This window comes from Pseudomonas sp. GW822-FHT07A10, assembly GCF_058798795.1.
Genome location: NZ_JBXAKV010000013.1, coordinates 159,513 through 173,337, shown reverse-complemented (window position 1 = coordinate 173,337; position 13,825 = coordinate 159,513). Strand labels below are relative to the sequence as shown.

17 protein-coding genes are annotated in these 13,825 nt (G+C 59.3%); 16 read left to right on the top strand and 1 reads right to left on the bottom strand.

Annotated features, from left to right (window positions below; all coding sequences use genetic code 11):
- Positions 1–121: 121 nt before the first annotated feature.
- From rluC to sppA, 3 genes are read left to right on the top strand one after another with little or no spacing between them, the layout of a single operon-like run.
- Positions 122–1,081: a 23S rRNA pseudouridine(955/2504/2580) synthase RluC gene (gene rluC / locus AC1RL4_RS21685; protein ID WP_007941997.1), complete on the top strand. Its 960-nt coding sequence runs from the start codon at positions 122–124 to the stop codon at positions 1,079–1,081.
- Complete coding sequence (locus AC1RL4_RS21680; protein ID WP_018926225.1) at positions 1,068–1,730, top strand: HAD-IA family hydrolase; 663 nt, start codon at positions 1,068–1,070, stop codon at positions 1,728–1,730. The genes rluC and AC1RL4_RS21680 overlap by 14 nt, the downstream gene beginning before the upstream one ends.
- A 24-nt stretch (positions 1,731–1,754) precedes the next feature.
- Complete coding sequence (sppA, locus tag AC1RL4_RS21675) at positions 1,755–2,744, top strand: signal peptide peptidase SppA (RefSeq protein WP_019582730.1); 990 nt, start codon at positions 1,755–1,757, stop codon at positions 2,742–2,744.
- A gap of 60 nt (positions 2,745–2,804) precedes the next feature.
- Here sppA and AC1RL4_RS21670 read toward each other — a convergent pair whose 3' ends face one another.
- Complete coding sequence (locus AC1RL4_RS21670; protein WP_019582731.1) at positions 2,805–3,383, bottom strand: Maf family protein; 579 nt, start codon at positions 3,381–3,383, stop codon at positions 2,805–2,807.
- A 105-nt stretch (positions 3,384–3,488) separates the two neighbouring features.
- Here AC1RL4_RS21670 and AC1RL4_RS21665 point away from each other — a divergent pair, with 105 nt between their 5' ends.
- From AC1RL4_RS21665 to AC1RL4_RS21605, 13 genes are all read left to right on the top strand, one after another.
- Positions 3,489–4,016: a YceD family protein gene (locus AC1RL4_RS21665; RefSeq protein WP_007942001.1), complete on the top strand. Its 528-nt coding sequence runs from the start codon at positions 3,489–3,491 to the stop codon at positions 4,014–4,016.
- Between the two features lie 13 nt (positions 4,017–4,029).
- The gene (rpmF, locus tag AC1RL4_RS21660) at positions 4,030–4,212 is read left to right on the top strand and encodes a 50S ribosomal protein L32 (protein ID WP_003179396.1); all 183 of its coding nucleotides are present in this window, start codon (positions 4,030–4,032) and stop codon (positions 4,210–4,212) included.
- Between the two features lie 3 nt (positions 4,213–4,215).
- Positions 4,216–5,226, top strand: a complete 1,011-nt coding sequence (gene plsX, locus AC1RL4_RS21655; protein WP_081625794.1) for a phosphate acyltransferase PlsX — start codon at positions 4,216–4,218, stop codon at positions 5,224–5,226.
- A gap of 125 nt (positions 5,227–5,351) precedes the next feature.
- Positions 5,352–6,290 carry an ACP S-malonyltransferase gene (gene fabD, locus AC1RL4_RS21650; RefSeq protein WP_026286430.1) on the top strand — a complete coding sequence of 313 codons (939 nt, stop codon included), beginning with the start codon at positions 5,352–5,354 and terminating at the stop codon, positions 6,288–6,290.
- A gap of 16 nt (positions 6,291–6,306) precedes the next feature.
- On the top strand, positions 6,307–7,050 hold the full coding sequence (gene fabG / locus AC1RL4_RS21645) for a 3-oxoacyl-ACP reductase FabG (protein WP_007942004.1): 744 nt from the start codon (positions 6,307–6,309) through the stop codon (positions 7,048–7,050).
- Between the two features lie 192 nt (positions 7,051–7,242).
- On the top strand, positions 7,243–7,479 hold the full coding sequence (acpP, locus tag AC1RL4_RS21640; RefSeq protein ID WP_003175607.1) for an acyl carrier protein: 237 nt from the start codon (positions 7,243–7,245) through the stop codon (positions 7,477–7,479).
- A gap of 109 nt (positions 7,480–7,588) precedes the next feature.
- Complete coding sequence (gene fabF / locus AC1RL4_RS21635) at positions 7,589–8,833, top strand: beta-ketoacyl-ACP synthase II (RefSeq protein ID WP_007942005.1); 1,245 nt, start codon at positions 7,589–7,591, stop codon at positions 8,831–8,833.
- Positions 8,833–9,648, top strand: coding sequence for an aminodeoxychorismate lyase (pabC, locus tag AC1RL4_RS21630; protein WP_019582733.1), 816 nt, complete (start codon positions 8,833–8,835; stop codon positions 9,646–9,648). Before fabF ends, pabC begins: the two co-directional genes overlap by 1 nt.
- A gap of 3 nt (positions 9,649–9,651) precedes the next feature.
- Positions 9,652–10,842 (top strand): endolytic transglycosylase MltG, encoded by a 1,191-nt coding sequence (mltG, locus tag AC1RL4_RS21625; RefSeq protein WP_493120119.1) that lies wholly within the window; start codon positions 9,652–9,654, stop codon positions 10,840–10,842.
- A gap of 19 nt (positions 10,843–10,861) precedes the next feature.
- On the top strand, positions 10,862–11,494 hold the full coding sequence (gene tmk / locus AC1RL4_RS21620) for a dTMP kinase (RefSeq protein ID WP_007942008.1): 633 nt from the start codon (positions 10,862–10,864) through the stop codon (positions 11,492–11,494).
- Positions 11,487–12,473, top strand: a complete 987-nt coding sequence (locus tag AC1RL4_RS21615) for a DNA polymerase III subunit delta' (protein ID WP_489078958.1) — start codon at positions 11,487–11,489, stop codon at positions 12,471–12,473. The genes tmk and AC1RL4_RS21615 overlap by 8 nt, the downstream gene beginning before the upstream one ends.
- Before the next feature lie 32 nt (positions 12,474–12,505).
- The gene (locus AC1RL4_RS21610) at positions 12,506–12,862 is read left to right on the top strand and encodes a PilZ domain-containing protein (RefSeq protein WP_019582736.1); all 357 of its coding nucleotides are present in this window, start codon (positions 12,506–12,508) and stop codon (positions 12,860–12,862) included.
- A gap of 14 nt (positions 12,863–12,876) precedes the next feature.
- A complete protein-coding gene (locus AC1RL4_RS21605) occupies positions 12,877–13,668 on the top strand; it encodes a TatD family hydrolase (protein ID WP_019582737.1) in 792 nt (263 codons plus the stop codon).
- Positions 13,669–13,825 lie beyond the last annotated feature (157 nt).

Here is a 13,825-nt window from a genome sequence, read left to right as displayed (position 1 = left end):
GTTGGTCAGGGCCGGTTTTTGACCGTTAGTCCGCTGTCCAGGCCACTTTTGGCGGCGTTCGCGACTATAGCAGCAATGATTAAGTGCTTCAATTCCATAAAAAATTGTTATCATCCGCACCATGACGACTACTGCCCCTTCGACCCCAGGCGTACAACTGCTTGAGGTCTCGCCGGAATATGCCGGCCAACGTATTGATAACTTCCTTCTCGCTCGGCTCAAAGGCGTGCCCAAGACCTTGATTTACCGCATTTTGCGTAAAGGCGAAGTGCGGGTGAACAAAGGTCGGATCAAGCCCGAATACAAGCTGCAGGCGGGTGACATCGTGCGCGTGCCGCCGGTTCGCGTGCCCGAACGCGACGAGCCCGTGCCACTGGCGCAGGGGCTGCTGCAGCGGCTCGAGGCCTCGATTGTTTACGAAGACAAGGCGCTGATCGTGATCAACAAGCCCGCTGGCATCGCGGTTCACGGTGGCAGCGGTTTGAATTACGGCGTCATCGAAGCCTTTCGTCAGTTACGTCCCGATGCAAAAGAGCTCGAGTTGGTTCACCGCCTCGACCGGGACACCTCCGGCCTGCTGATGATCGCCAAAAAGCGCAGCATGTTGCGTCACTTGCACGCCGCATTGCGCGGTGATGGCGTCGACAAGCGCTATATGGCGCTGGTGCGCGGCAACTGGGCGACCTCGATCAAGCAAGTCCGTGCGCCGCTGCAAAAGAGCAATCTGCGCTCCGGCGAACGCATGGTCGAAGTCGACGAAGAAGGCAAGGAAGCCCTGACCGTGTTCAAGGTGCTGCGCCGCTTCGGTGACTTTGCCACCATGGTCGAAGCCAAGCCGATCACCGGTCGCACTCACCAGATTCGCGTCCATACTTTGCATGCCGGGCATTGCATCGCCGGCGACACCAAGTACGGCGATGAAGATTTCAGCAAGGAAATTCGTGATCTGGGCGGCAAGCGTCTATTCCTGCATGCCTACATGCTGACCGTGCCGCTGCCTGATGGCGGCGAGCTGAAGTTGCAGGCGCCGGTCGACGAGATGTGGGCCAAAACCGTGGAGCGATTGAGTGCGCCCATCTGATTACAAACTGCTGATTTTCGATTGGGACGGTACGCTCGCAGACTCCATTGGTCGGATTGTCGAGGCGATGCACGTGGCGTCCAGGCGCTCCGGCTTTCCGTTGCGCGATGATTTTGCGGTCAAAGGCATTATCGGTCTCGGGTTGCCGGAAGCGATTCGGACCTTGTATCCCGAGATCGGCGATGGCGAACTGATGGCTTTCCGTGACTATTATGCGGAGCACTACATCGCGGCGGAGGCTGTTCCTTCGCCGTTGTTCGAGGGCGTGCTTGAGTCGATGGAAGCGTTTCGTGCCGACGGCTATCACCTGGCGGTTGCCACCGGCAAGGCTCGGCGCGGGCTGGACCGGGTGCTGAAAGCTCACGGCTGGGAAGATTATTTTGATGTCACTCGCGCAGCCGATGAAACGGCCAGCAAGCCGCATCCGTTGATGCTTGAGCAGATTCTCGCCCATTGCGAGGTTCGCCCGGAGCAGGCGCTGATGGTCGGGGATTCGTCCTTCGATCTGCAGATGGCGCGCAACGCCGGCATGGATTCGGTGGCGGTCAGCTATGGCGCTCAATCGATTGAGGCGTTGCAGCAGTTCGAGCCTCGACTGTCCATTGATCGTTTTTCAGAATTGCGCGCCTGGCTGAGTCAGCGGGCATAACGGTTTTTTGCAGGGGTAAATGTCATGACCGACGAATGGAAAGCACCCGCCAAGGCGAGCGCAGAGAGCGGTGACGAAAAAAGCTGGAAGCTGCTGGAAACGACCCTGCTGGCCAGTGTGCAGGAGCATCGCCGGTCCCGTCGCTGGGGGATTTTCTTCAAGCTGCTGACCTTTGCATATCTGTTGTTTGCGTTGTTCTTGTTCTCGCCGCTGATGGATATGGAAAAAAGCGCCACTCGCGGTTCCGGTTACACGGCGCTGATCGATATAACCGGCATGATCGCCGACAAAGAGCCGGCGAGTGCAGATAATATCGTCAGCAGCCTGCGTAAAGCCTTCGAGGACAACAAGGTCAAGGGTGTGATCCTGCGGATCAACAGTCCGGGCGGCAGTCCGGTGCAGTCGGGTTATGTCTATGACGAGATCCGTCGTTTGCGCGGCCTGCATCCGGATACCAAGGTTTACGCGGTGATCTCGGATCTGGGGGCTTCCGGTGCCTATTACATTGCCAGTGCGGCAGATCAGATCTATGCCGACAAGGCGAGCCTGGTGGGTTCCATTGGTGTGACCGCGGCCGGTTACGGTTTCGTCGGCACCATGGAAAAGTTGGGCGTCGAGCGTCGTACCTACACCTCTGGCGAGCACAAATCATTCCTCGATCCGTTCCAGCCGCAGAAGCCCGAAGAAACTCAGTTCTGGCAGGGTGTGCTCGACACCACTCATCAGCAGTTCATCAGTAGCGTCAAGAAGGGGCGTGGCGATCGTCTCAAGGACAAAGATCATCCGGAGCTGTTCTCCGGGCTGGTCTGGTCCGGTGAGCAGGCGCTGCCGCTGGGCTTGATTGATGGTCTGGGCAGTGCCAGTTCGGTGGCGCGTGACGTGATTGGCGAGAAAGAGCTGGTGGACTTCACTATCCAGGAGTCGCCGTTTGATCGCTTCTCGAAAAAGCTCGGTGCCAGCGTGGCTGAGCATTTGGCGATGTGGATGGGATTCCAGGGGCCGGCGTTGCGCTGATCGTTGGCTGCATAAGAAACCGGCCTGTGTGGCCGGTTTTTTTGTGCGCGCGCAGTCGGTTCAGGGTATTTGCAGGCCTTCAGCCAGCAACATGTCAACCAGGCGAATCAGTGGCAGGCCGATCAGGCTGGTGGCGTCAGGGCCTTCGGTGCTTTGAAACAGACTCACCCCCAATCCTTCAGCCTTGAAGCTGCCAGCGCAGTCGTAGGGCTGTTCGGCGTGCAGGTAGCGTTCGATGCGTGCTGCGTCGAGTGCGCGCATGTGCACGGTAAACGGCACGCAGTCCACCTGGCAGTGGCCGGTCTGGCTGTTGAGCAGTGCCAGGCCGGTGAGGAATGTCACGCTGGCTCCGCTCGATGCGAGCAGTTGTTCGCGGGCCTTTTCGAAGCTGTGTGGCTTGCCGATAATCCGCTCGCCCAGTACCGCGACCTGGTCCGAGCCGATGATCAGGTGGGCGGGATGACTGGCGGCAAGTGCGCGGGCTTTTTCTTCGGCGAGGCGTTTTACCAGTTTGATGGCTGACTCGTCCGGGCGATGGCTTTCGTCGATATCCGGCGAGCTGCAAGTAAACGGCAACTGCAGGCGGGCCAACAATTCCCGGCGATAAACCGAGCTTGAAGCGAGTAATAAAGGCAGCATGCGCATCTCCAAAGGGCAAGGGGCGAATTCTAGCGCAGGCTCAAGTGGCGGACAGGGCTGAATTTCCTTTGACATGGCTGGGGGCATCCCTATAATGCTGCGCCTATGTTGAATGACCCGATTCCACCTCACGTTGACCCGCGCAAATTGGCTGACCGTGGCACCACCCTTCAAGGTGAAATGCTGCTGGCCGATTTGGAGAGACTCTGCGACCCGCTTTCCGACAATGTCGGTACGGTGCAGGCTAAATTCGTTTTTGAACGAGATGAACGTAAGTCTGTGGTAATCCACAGCTTTATCGACACCGAAGTCAAAATGGTTTGCCAGCGTTGTCTTGAGCTGGTCACCCTGCCGATCCATAGCGAATGCAGTTATGCTGTGGTGAAGGAGGGTGCGAATACCCAGTCGTTGCCGAAAGGTTATGACGTGCTGGAACTGGGCGAAGATCCATTGGATCTGCAGTCACTGATCGAGGAGGAGCTTCTGCTCGCCTTGCCCATTGTGCCTGCTCATCATCCGGAAGAATGCCAGCAGCCGGCGGGAGCAGATGAGCCCGAACCGAGCGAGGACGAGGTAACGCGGTCCAACCCGTTCAGTGTATTGGCGCAGTTAAAGCGTGACCCAAACGTTTAGGAGTTAATCAATTATGGCTGTTCAGCAGAACAAAAAATCCCGCTCTGCCCGTGACATGCGTCGTTCGCACGATGCTCTCGAGGCTAGCACCCTGTCTGTAGAAAAAACCACCGGTGAAGTTCACCTGCGTCACCACGTATCGCCAGAAGGCGTATACCGTGGCCGTAAAGTGATCGACAAGGGCGCTGACGAGTAATCCTTGTCCGCTCAAGTCATCGCGATTGACGCAATGGGCGGGGACTTCGGTCCCCGCAGCATTGTTCAGGCCAGCCTTGCTTGTCTGTCAGCTACGCCCTCGCTGCACCTGACCCTTGTCGGTCAACCCTCCCTACTTGAAGAATTGATCGCTGGCCAATCGGCTGTGGATCGCTCGCGCCTGTCGATTGTGCCGGCGTCCGAAGTCATCACCATGGACGAAAAGCCTGCCCAGGCCCTGCGCGGCAAGCCTGATTCGTCGATGCGCGTGGCGCTGGAGTTGTTGCGTGATGGCAAGGTCCAGGCGTGCGTCAGTGCCGGCAATACCGGTGCGCTGATGGCGTTGTCGCGGTTTGTGCTCAAAACTTTGCCGGGGATCGATCGGCCGGCCATGGTCGCCGCCATTCCGACCGAGAAAGGTTTCTGCCAGTTGCTCGATCTGGGCGCCAATGTCGATTGCAGTGCCGAGCATCTGTTGCAGTTTGCGGTGATGGGGTCTGTGGCGGCGCAAGCCTTGGGCGTTGTTCGCCCACGGGTCGCGTTGCTGAATATCGGCACCGAAGACATCAAGGGCAATCAGCAGGTCAAGCTGGCGGCGACCCTGCTGCAAAATGCGCGTGGCCTGAACTACATCGGGTTTGTCGAGGGCGACGGTTTGTACCGTGGCGAGGCGGATGTGGTGGTGTGTGACGGCTTTGTCGGTAACATCCTGCTCAAGTCCAGCGAAGGCCTGGCGACCATGATCGCCGGGCGCATCGAGGCCCAGTTCAAGAAAAATTTCGCGTCGAAACTGGTAGGCGCACTGGCGCTGCCGCTGATGAAGCGCTTGCAGGCCGAGCTGGCGCCGGCACGCCATAACGGCGCAAGTTTCCTCGGTTTGCAGGGAATTGTCGTGAAAAGTCATGGTTCGGCGGGGGTTCAGGGCTTTCAGAGTGCGATTCAGCGCGCCTTGATCGAGATCCAGGAAAACTTGCCGGAACGTCTTCATGGGCGCCTGGAAGATTTGTTGCCTTAGGCGTTTTCGTCAGACAATGCTTAAATGTGACCGCTCAGTTCAATGAGCCATCCAACTGTCAGTTTCTTGCGTTCCCCTGGCGGGACGTCAATTCTCCGACGACAAGATCATTAGGGGCTTGTTACATGTCTGCTTCCCTCGCATTCGTCTTTCCAGGACAGGGTTCGCAGTCCCTCGGCATGCTGGCCGAGTTGGGCGCGCAACACCCAGTGGTCCTTGAAACATTCAAAGAAGCTTCCGATGCTCTGGGTTACGACCTGTGGGCACTGACCCAGCAAGGGCCGGAAGAACTACTCAATCAAACCGATAAAACCCAACCGGCCATTCTGACCGCCTCGATCGCCTTGTGGCGTCTGTGGCTGGCTGAAGGCGGCGCGCGTCCGGCTTACGTTGCCGGTCACAGCCTGGGTGAATACAGCGCTCTGGTGGCTGCGGGCAGCCTGAGCCTGGGCGCTGCGGTGAAGCTGGTAGAGCGTCGCGGTCAATTGATGCAGGAAGCCGTTCCGGCTGGGCAGGGCGGCATGGCCGCTATCCTCGGTCTGGACGATGCTGACGTGCTGGCAGCCTGCGCCGAAGCGGCGCAAGGTGAAGTGGTCAGCGCGGTCAACTTCAACTCGCCGGGCCAGGTAGTGATTGCCGGCGCCAAGGCTGCGGTCGAACGCGCCATCGAAGGCTGCAAGGCGCGTGGTGCCAAGCGTGCCATGCCGTTGCCGGTCAGTGTGCCATCCCACTGCGAGTTGATGCGTCCGGCCGCCGAGCGATTCGCTGAGTCGATCGCAGCGATCGACTGGCAGGCGCCGCAGATTCCAGTAGTGCAGAACGTCAGTGCCGACGTACCAGCCGATCTGGAAACCCTCAAGCGCGATCTGCTTGAGCAGCTTTACAAGCCTGTGCGCTGGGTCGAATCGGTCCAGGCACTGGCTGCCAAGGGCGCGACCCAACTGGTCGAGTGCGGTCCGGGCAAGGTTCTGGCCGGTCTGAACAAACGTTGCGCTGAAGGCGTGTCGACCTCTAACCTCAATACCCCAGATGCTTTCGCTGCCGCCCGTGCAGCGCTGGTCTGATCAAGGAGAAGCTTGCATGAGTCTGCAAGGTAAAGTTGCACTGGTCACCGGTGCCAGCCGTGGTATCGGCCAGGCTATCGCTCTGGAGCTGGGTCGTCAGGGTGCCATCGTTGTTGGCACTGCGACCTCCGCATCGGGTGCCGAGCGTATCGCCGCCACTCTGAAAGAAAACGGTATTCAGGGCACTGGCCTGGAACTCAATGTCACCAGCGACGAGTCCGTAGCGGCCGTGCTGGCGAGCATTCAGGAGCAGTTCGGTGCGCCGGCGATCCTGGTCAATAATGCCGGTATCACCCGCGATAACCTGATGATGCGCATGAAAGATGACGAATGGCATGACGTTGTCGATACCAACTTGAACAGTCTGTTCCGCCTGTCCAAGGGCGTTTTGCGCGGTATGACCAAAGCCCGTTGGGGACGAATTATCAGTATTGGCTCGGTTGTGGGTGCCATGGGCAACGCAGGCCAAGTAAACTACGCAGCCGCCAAGGCCGGTCTGGAAGGTTTCAGCCGTGCGCTGGCGCGTGAAGTCGGTTCGCGTTCGATTACGGTAAACTCGGTGGCCCCAGGGTTCATCGACACCGATATGACCCGCGAACTGCCCGAGGCGCAGCGTGAAGCCTTGCAGACGCAAATTCCGCTGGGTCGTCTGGGGCAAGCTCAAGAGATCGCGTCTGTGGTCGCTTTTCTTGCGTCCGACGGTGCGGCTTACGTTACTGGGGCTACAATCCCGGTGAACGGCGGGATGTACATGAGTTAAATGTGACGGATTGCTTCAAAAAAATGTCATACGAGCTGTCTAAAATCCGTTATAAAGCTGCAATCTATTTTATCGGCAGAGGGCCGCAGGGTTTGAGGAGTGAAGCTTTCAGTTGAAAAACTGAAAAGTCTTTCTATACACTTACCCACTGGCCAGCTGCCTGAATTTGTCCATTAGGAGTGAAAACAAGGTATGAGCACCATCGAAGAGCGCGTCAAGAAAATCGTTGCTGAGCAACTGGGCGTTAAAGAAGAAGAAGTGGTCAACACCGCTTCCTTCGTTGAAGACCTGGGTGCCGACTCCCTTGACACCGTTGAGCTGGTGATGGCTCTGGAAGAGGAATTCGAGACCGAAATCCCTGACGAAGAAGCTGAAAAGATCACTACTGTACAAGCAGCAATCGACTACGTTACCAGCCATCAGGCGTAATAGTTTTTAGTCGTCGCTCGCTGTCATGGAAAAACCGCACTGCCATCATGGCGTGCGGTTTTTTCTTTAGGCCTTGTGCGAAGTCGTCATTTGAAAAAAGGAGAGTGCTGTGTCGCGTAGACGCGTCGTAGTCACCGGTATGGGTATGTTGTCGCCACTGGGCACGGATGTGCCGAGCAGTTGGCAGGGCATTCTGGCTGGCCGCAGTGGCATTGGTCTGATCGAACACACCGACCTTTCTGCCTATTCCACCCGTTTTGGCGGCTCGGTAAAGGGCTTCAATGTCGAGGAATACTTGTCGGTCAAGGAAGCCCGCAAACTCGACCTGTTCATTCAATACGGTCTGGCTGCAGGTTTTCAAGCCGTGCGTAACGCAGGTCTTGAGGTTACCGACGCCAATCGCGAGCGTATCGGCGTGGCCATGGGCTCGGGTATTGGCGGTCTGACCAATATCGAAGACACCAGCCGCACACTGCATGATTCCGGCCCACGGCGGATTTCTCCGTTTTTCGTGCCTGGCTCGATCATCAATATGATTTCCGGTTTCCTGTCCATTCACTTGGGTGCACAGGGACCTAACTACGCCATCGCCACGGCGTGTACCACCGGTACGCACTGCATCGGCATGGCTGCACGTAACATCATGTACGACGAAGCCGACGTAATGATCGCCGGCGGCGCCGAGATGGCCGCATGTGGTCTGGGCATGGGCGGCTTTGGTGCCTCCCGCGCACTGTCGACCCGCAATGACGAGCCGACCCGTGCCAGTCGTCCATGGGACAAGGGTCGTGATGGCTTCGTGCTGTCCGATGGTGCCGGCGCACTGGTTCTCGAAGAGCTGGAGCACGCCAAGGCCCGTGGTGCGACCATTTACGCCGAGCTGATCGGTTTCGGCACCAGTGGCGATGCCTACCACATGACCTCGCCACCGGCCGATGGCGCGGGTGCTGCGCGTTGCATCACCAATGCTTTGCGCGATGCGAAGATCAATGGTGATCAGGTGCAGTACATCAATGCCCACGGCACTTCGACCTCGGCTGGCGACCTCGCCGAAGCCTGTGCGATCAAATCGGTGTTCGGCGATCACGCCTACAAACTGGCCGTCAGTTCGACCAAGTCCATGACTGGTCACCTGCTGGGTGCGGCAGGGGCGGTCGAGGCGATTTTCAGCGTACTGGCAATCAACAGTCAGGTAGCCCCGCCGACCATCAACCTCGATGAGCCGGACGAAGGCTGCGACCTTGACTTCGTACCCCACACCGCGCGCGGCATGGATATCGACGTGGTGCTGTCCAACTCCTTCGGATTTGGCGGTACCAATGGCTCGCTGGTGTTCCGCCGGTTCGCTGACTGATGGACAGCTGGGTCGACGGTCAACCGGCTGACGCTTTGTCGCTGAAAGATCGCGGCCTGGCTTACGGCGATGGCCTGTTCGAGACCATCGCCGTCAAGGGCGGGCAGCCGTTGTTGCTGGATCGACATTTGTCGCGTCTGGCCGAAGGCTGTTCGCGCCTGGCGATTGCCGCCGATCATGAGCTGATCCGCGCGGAGCTGCTGGCCTATGCCGCCGCGCTGGGCGAGGGCGTGCTCAAACTCATTCTCACCCGCGGCGACAGCCTGCGCGGTTACGCCCCCGATCCTTCGGCCCAGGCCCGGCGCATTCTGCAAGGCAATCCTCCCGCTGCCTATCCGGCTGTGCATGCGAAGCAAGGCGTGCGCCTGTTCCCTTGTACAACACGGCTTTCCAAGCAGCCATTGCTTGCCGGTCTCAAGCACCTGAATCGTCTGGAGCAGGTTATCGCCCGTTCCGAATGGCAGGACACCGAGCATGCCGAAGGCTTGATGCTGGATCAGGTCGGGCGGGTGATCGAAGGTGTGTTCAGTAATCTGTTCCTGGTGCGCGATGGCGTGCTGGTGACCGCCGATCTCAAACGTTGTGGCGTGGCAGGCGTGATGCGTGCCGAATTATTGTTTCAAGCCGAGTCATTGGGGATCCCCACACAAATCACCGACATTACCCTCGAACAGCTGCAATGGGCTGATGAGGTCTTTGTCTGCAACAGCGTTTATGGCGTTTGGCCGGTGCGCGCCTATGCCGCACTGAGCTGGCCGGTAGGGCCGCTCACCCGTAAACTCCAAACCATTGCCCGTGCGCTACTGGATGCCTGATTCGTGAGACGTAAATTATTGCTGCTGCTGGAAACCGGACTGGTTCTGGCGGGGCTGTTGGCGGGCGCTTGCGCCTGGAAAATCCATTCGGCGCTGGAACAGCCGCTGAACATCGCCCAGGAACAGCTGTTGGATGTGCCCAAAGGCACTACGCCGAACCGCACTTTCATTCGACTTGAAGCCGATGGCGTCATCAAGGACGCTTTCTGGCTGCGCGTGTACTGGCGCTTCAACCTGCCGGGTCAACCGCTGCACAGCGGCGAATACCGCATGGTTCCCGGCATGACAGTCGAAGGGCTGATCGACCTGTGGAAGCGCGGGGAAATGGTTCAGTACAGCCTGACGCTGGTCGAAGGCTGGAATTTCCATCAGGTCCGTGCAGCCCTGGCCAAGGATGAAAAACTCGAACAGACCCTCAACGGTCTGAGCGACAGCCAGGTGATGGACAAGCTCGGGCACGGCGGGATTTTCCCGGAAGGGCGCTTCTTCCCCGACACGTACCGTTTCGTGCGTGGCATGACTGACGTCGATCTGCTCAAGAAAGCTTACGACCGCCTTGACGAAGTCCTCGCCATGGAATGGAGCCAGCGTGCTGCCGACGTGCCCTACACCGAACCCTATCAGGCGCTGATCATGGCCTCGCTGGTGGAAAAGGAAACCGGTGTGCCGCAGGAGCGCAGGCAAATCGCCGGCGTGTTCGTGCGGCGCATGGAGATGGGCATGTTGCTGCAGACCGATCCGACGGTGATCTACGGCTTGGGCGATCGCTATAACGGCAAGTTGACCCGCGCCCATCTCAAGGAGCCGACGCCGTATAACACTTACCTGATCGCTGGCCTGCCGCCGACTCCGATCGCGATGGTCGGCCGCGAGGCGATCCATGCGGCGTTGAATCCGGCGGACGGCAACAGCCTGTATTTTGTTGCGCGCGGTGATGGCAGCCACGTGTTCTCCGATGATCTGGATGCCCATAACAATGCGGTGCGGGAGTTCCAGCTCAATCGCCGGGCCGATTACCGTTCCAGCCCGGCACCGACTACCACGCCGCTGACGGAGGATGCCCAGGCGCCGATCCCGGCGGCTTCGCCTGATACGGCGGCCGAAGACGTGCCACAACTAGCGCCGCAAGGCTCTGCACAAGAGCCTGCACCAGCACCCGAGCGGGATGCTCCGGCGCCGCAAAGCCCGCAATGACTCTGATTAAGGACTGCCTGTGACTGGCTTGTTTATTACCCTGGAAGGCCCGGAAGGTGCCGGCAAGAGCACCAATCGCGAATACCTGGCCGAGCGTCTGCGCGCCGCCGGGATCGAGGTGGTGTTGACCCGGGAGCCGGGTGGCACGCCCCTGGCCGAGCGAATCCGCGACGTGTTGTTGGCGCCGGTCGATGAGGTCATGAACCCTGACACCGAGCTGCTGTTGGTGTTCGCCGCGCGAGCCCAGCACCTGGCCGAGGTGATCCGCCCGGCGCTGGCCCGTGGCGCGGTGGTTCTGTGTGATCGTTTTACCGATTCGACCTATGCCTACCAGGGCGGTGGTCGCGGTTTGTCGCTGGAGCGTATCGCGACCCTCGAAACATTCGTCCAGGGCGATCTGCGCCCGGACTTGACGCTGATCTTCGATCTGCCGGTGGAAGTGGGCCTGGCCCGCGCCAGTGCCCGCGGTCGCCTGGACCGCTTCGAGCTTGAAGGCCGCACGTTCTTCGATGCCGTGCGCAGTGCCTTCCTCGAGCGTGCCAAAGCGGATCCTGCGCGTTATGTCCTGGTGGATGCCGCTCAACCGCTGGCGCAGGTCCAGCAGTCTCTGGATGCCTTGCTGCCACGTCTGCTGGAGTTGACCCGTGGCTGAAGCCTATCCGTGGCAGGACAGTCTCTGGCAGCAATTGGCCGGTCGTGCCCAGCACGCCCATGCCTATTTGCTGCATGGCCCGGCCGGGATCGGCAAGCGTGCGCTGGCCGAGCGGTTGATGGCCAGTTTGTTGTGCCAGCGTCCGACCGCCCAAGGCGCCTGCGGTGAGTGCAAATCCTGCCTGGTGCTCAAGGCCGGTAGTCATCCCGACAACTACGTCCTGGAACCGGAAGAGGCAGACAAGGCGATCAAGGTCGATCAGGTGCGTGACCTGGTCAGCTTCGTGGTTCAGACCTCGCAGATGGGCGGTCGCAAAGTGGTGCTGATCGAGCCGGTCGAGTCGATGAACATCAACGCCGCCAACGCCTTGCTCAAAAGCCTTGAAGAGCCGTCCGGCGACACCGTATTGCTGCTGGTCAGCCACCAGACCAGTCGTCTGCTGCCGACCATCAAGAGCCGTTGCGTACAGCAGGCCTGTCCATTGCCGAGCGAAGCCATGAGCCTGGCGTGGCTGGCCAAGGCGTTGCCGGACTGCTCGGAAGACGAGCGCATTGAACTGCTGACCCTTGCTGCCGGTTCGCCATTGGCCGCGGTCAAATTGCAGGCCCAAGGCGTGCGCGAGCAGCGGGCGCTGGTGGTCGAGGGCGTGAAGAAGTTGCTCAAGCAGCAGCAATCGCCGACACAACTGGCCGAGGAATGGAAAACCATTCCCATGTTGCTGCTGTTCGACTGGTTCTGCGACTGGTCGAGCCTGATCCTGCGTTATCAGTTGACTCAGGATGAAGCGGGGCTGGGGCTGGCGGACATGCGCAAGGTGATTCAATACCTGGCGCAGAAAGCCGCTCAGGATAAAGTCCTGAATATTCAGGACTGGATTCTAGCCCAACGGCAGAAAGTGATGAGCAAGGCCAACCTCAATCCGGCGCTGTTGCTGGAGGCGCTGTTGGTGCAATGGGTATCCTTGCCTGCCCAGAGGTGACTAGACTCTGATCATCAGAAATGGAGGTCAGCATGAACGAACCCATCAGTCCGGGGCCGCGCAATGGCATTTTGTCCTTGACCATCAAGGACAGGTCCGTGCTCTACGCGGCCTACATGCCATTCATCAAGAACGGTGGCCTGTTTATCCCGACCAACAAGAGCTACAAGTTGGGCGATGAGGTCTTCATGCTGCTGCACCTGATGGACGAACCGGAAAAGATCCCGGTCGCCGGCAGGGTCACCTGGATTACCCCTAAAGGTGCCCAAGGCAACCGCGCCGCTGGAGTCGGCGTGCAATTCAACGAAGGCGATGACACCGCGCGCAGTCGAATCGAAACCCATCTGGCCGGAGCCCTGAAGTCCGACCGTCCCACTCATACGATGTAAGTTGCAGCCCTTTTATGCTTGTAGATTCCCATTGCCACCTTGATCGCCTCGACCTCACCGCCCACGATGGCTCCCTGGATGCCGCGCTCGACGCGGCTCGTCAGAGGGGAGTAGGGCACTTTCTGTGCATTGGCGTCAGCGTTGAGAACGCCGCCGATGTCAAAGCCCTGGCCGAACGCTACGACGACGTCGATTGTTCGGTCGGCGTGCATCCGCTGGACGTGCAGCCGGGTGCCGCTCCGGCGCTGGATTGGCTGTTGCGCGAACTCAATCATCCGCGGGTGGTGGCGATCGGGGAAACCGGCCTGGATTACCACTACGAACCGGAAGCGGCAGAGTTGCAGCAGGAGTCGTTCCGCCTGCACCTGCAAGCGGCGCAACAGACCGGAAAACCGGTAATCATCCACACCCGTGGCGCCCGGGCCGACACCCTTGAACTGCTGCGTGAGGCGGCGCTGCCTCAAGCAGGCGTTCTGCATTGCTTCACCGAAGACTGGGAGATGGCCAAGGCCGCGCTGGATATGGGTTATTACATTTCCTTGTCCGGTATTGTCACTTTTCGCAATGCCGATGCCTTGCGCGATGTGGCCAGCAAAGTGCCGGCCGACCGCTTGCTGGTGGAAACCGATTCGCCGTACCTGGCGCCGATCCCGTATCGCGGCAAACCGAACCTGCCGCAGTACGTGCGTGAGGTAGCGGAATTTCTGGCAATGTTGCGAGGCGAGCCCTACGAGCGATTTGCCGAGCAGACTACCGAGAATTTCAAGCGGTTATTTCCGTTGGCGCACGTCAGGGCATCGGCGTAACGTTGGAAAGGGTCGCAACCTGTGGCGGGCTTTGCTCTCAAATCGCAGGCAAAAAAAACCCGGGTTCTGGGGGGTGAATCCGGGTTAAGACCATTAGGAGTAAAACAAAGGCACGCAATCCTTTGGTACCTTCATCGGCGCGACACTTGGGGGAGAT

What these genes read in the sequence shown, in the direction of transcription:
- fabD (WP_026286430.1), top strand. Translation starts at nt 5,352, where the DNA reads ATGTCTGCTTCCCTCGCATTCGTCTTTCCAGGACAGGGTTCGCAGTCC.
- sppA (WP_019582730.1), top strand. Translation starts at nt 1,755, where the DNA reads ATGACCGACGAATGGAAAGCACCCGCCAAGGCGAGCGCAGAGAGCGGT.
- fabG (WP_007942004.1), top strand. Translation starts at nt 6,307, where the DNA reads ATGAGTCTGCAAGGTAAAGTTGCACTGGTCACCGGTGCCAGCCGTGGT.
- AC1RL4_RS21670 (WP_019582731.1), bottom strand. Translation starts at nt 3,383, where the DNA reads ATGCTGCCTTTATTACTCGCTTCAAGCTCGGTTTATCGCCGGGAATTG.
- rpmF (WP_003179396.1), top strand. Translation starts at nt 4,030, where the DNA reads ATGGCTGTTCAGCAGAACAAAAAATCCCGCTCTGCCCGTGACATGCGT.
- AC1RL4_RS21665 (WP_007942001.1), top strand. Translation starts at nt 3,489, where the DNA reads ATGTTGAATGACCCGATTCCACCTCACGTTGACCCGCGCAAATTGGCT.
- acpP (WP_003175607.1), top strand. Translation starts at nt 7,243, where the DNA reads ATGAGCACCATCGAAGAGCGCGTCAAGAAAATCGTTGCTGAGCAACTG.
- AC1RL4_RS21610 (WP_019582736.1), top strand. Translation starts at nt 12,506, where the DNA reads ATGAACGAACCCATCAGTCCGGGGCCGCGCAATGGCATTTTGTCCTTG.
- pabC (WP_019582733.1), top strand. Translation starts at nt 8,833, where the DNA reads ATGGACAGCTGGGTCGACGGTCAACCGGCTGACGCTTTGTCGCTGAAA.
- AC1RL4_RS21605 (WP_019582737.1), top strand. Translation starts at nt 12,877, where the DNA reads ATGCTTGTAGATTCCCATTGCCACCTTGATCGCCTCGACCTCACCGCC.
- rluC (WP_007941997.1), top strand. Translation starts at nt 122, where the DNA reads ATGACGACTACTGCCCCTTCGACCCCAGGCGTACAACTGCTTGAGGTC.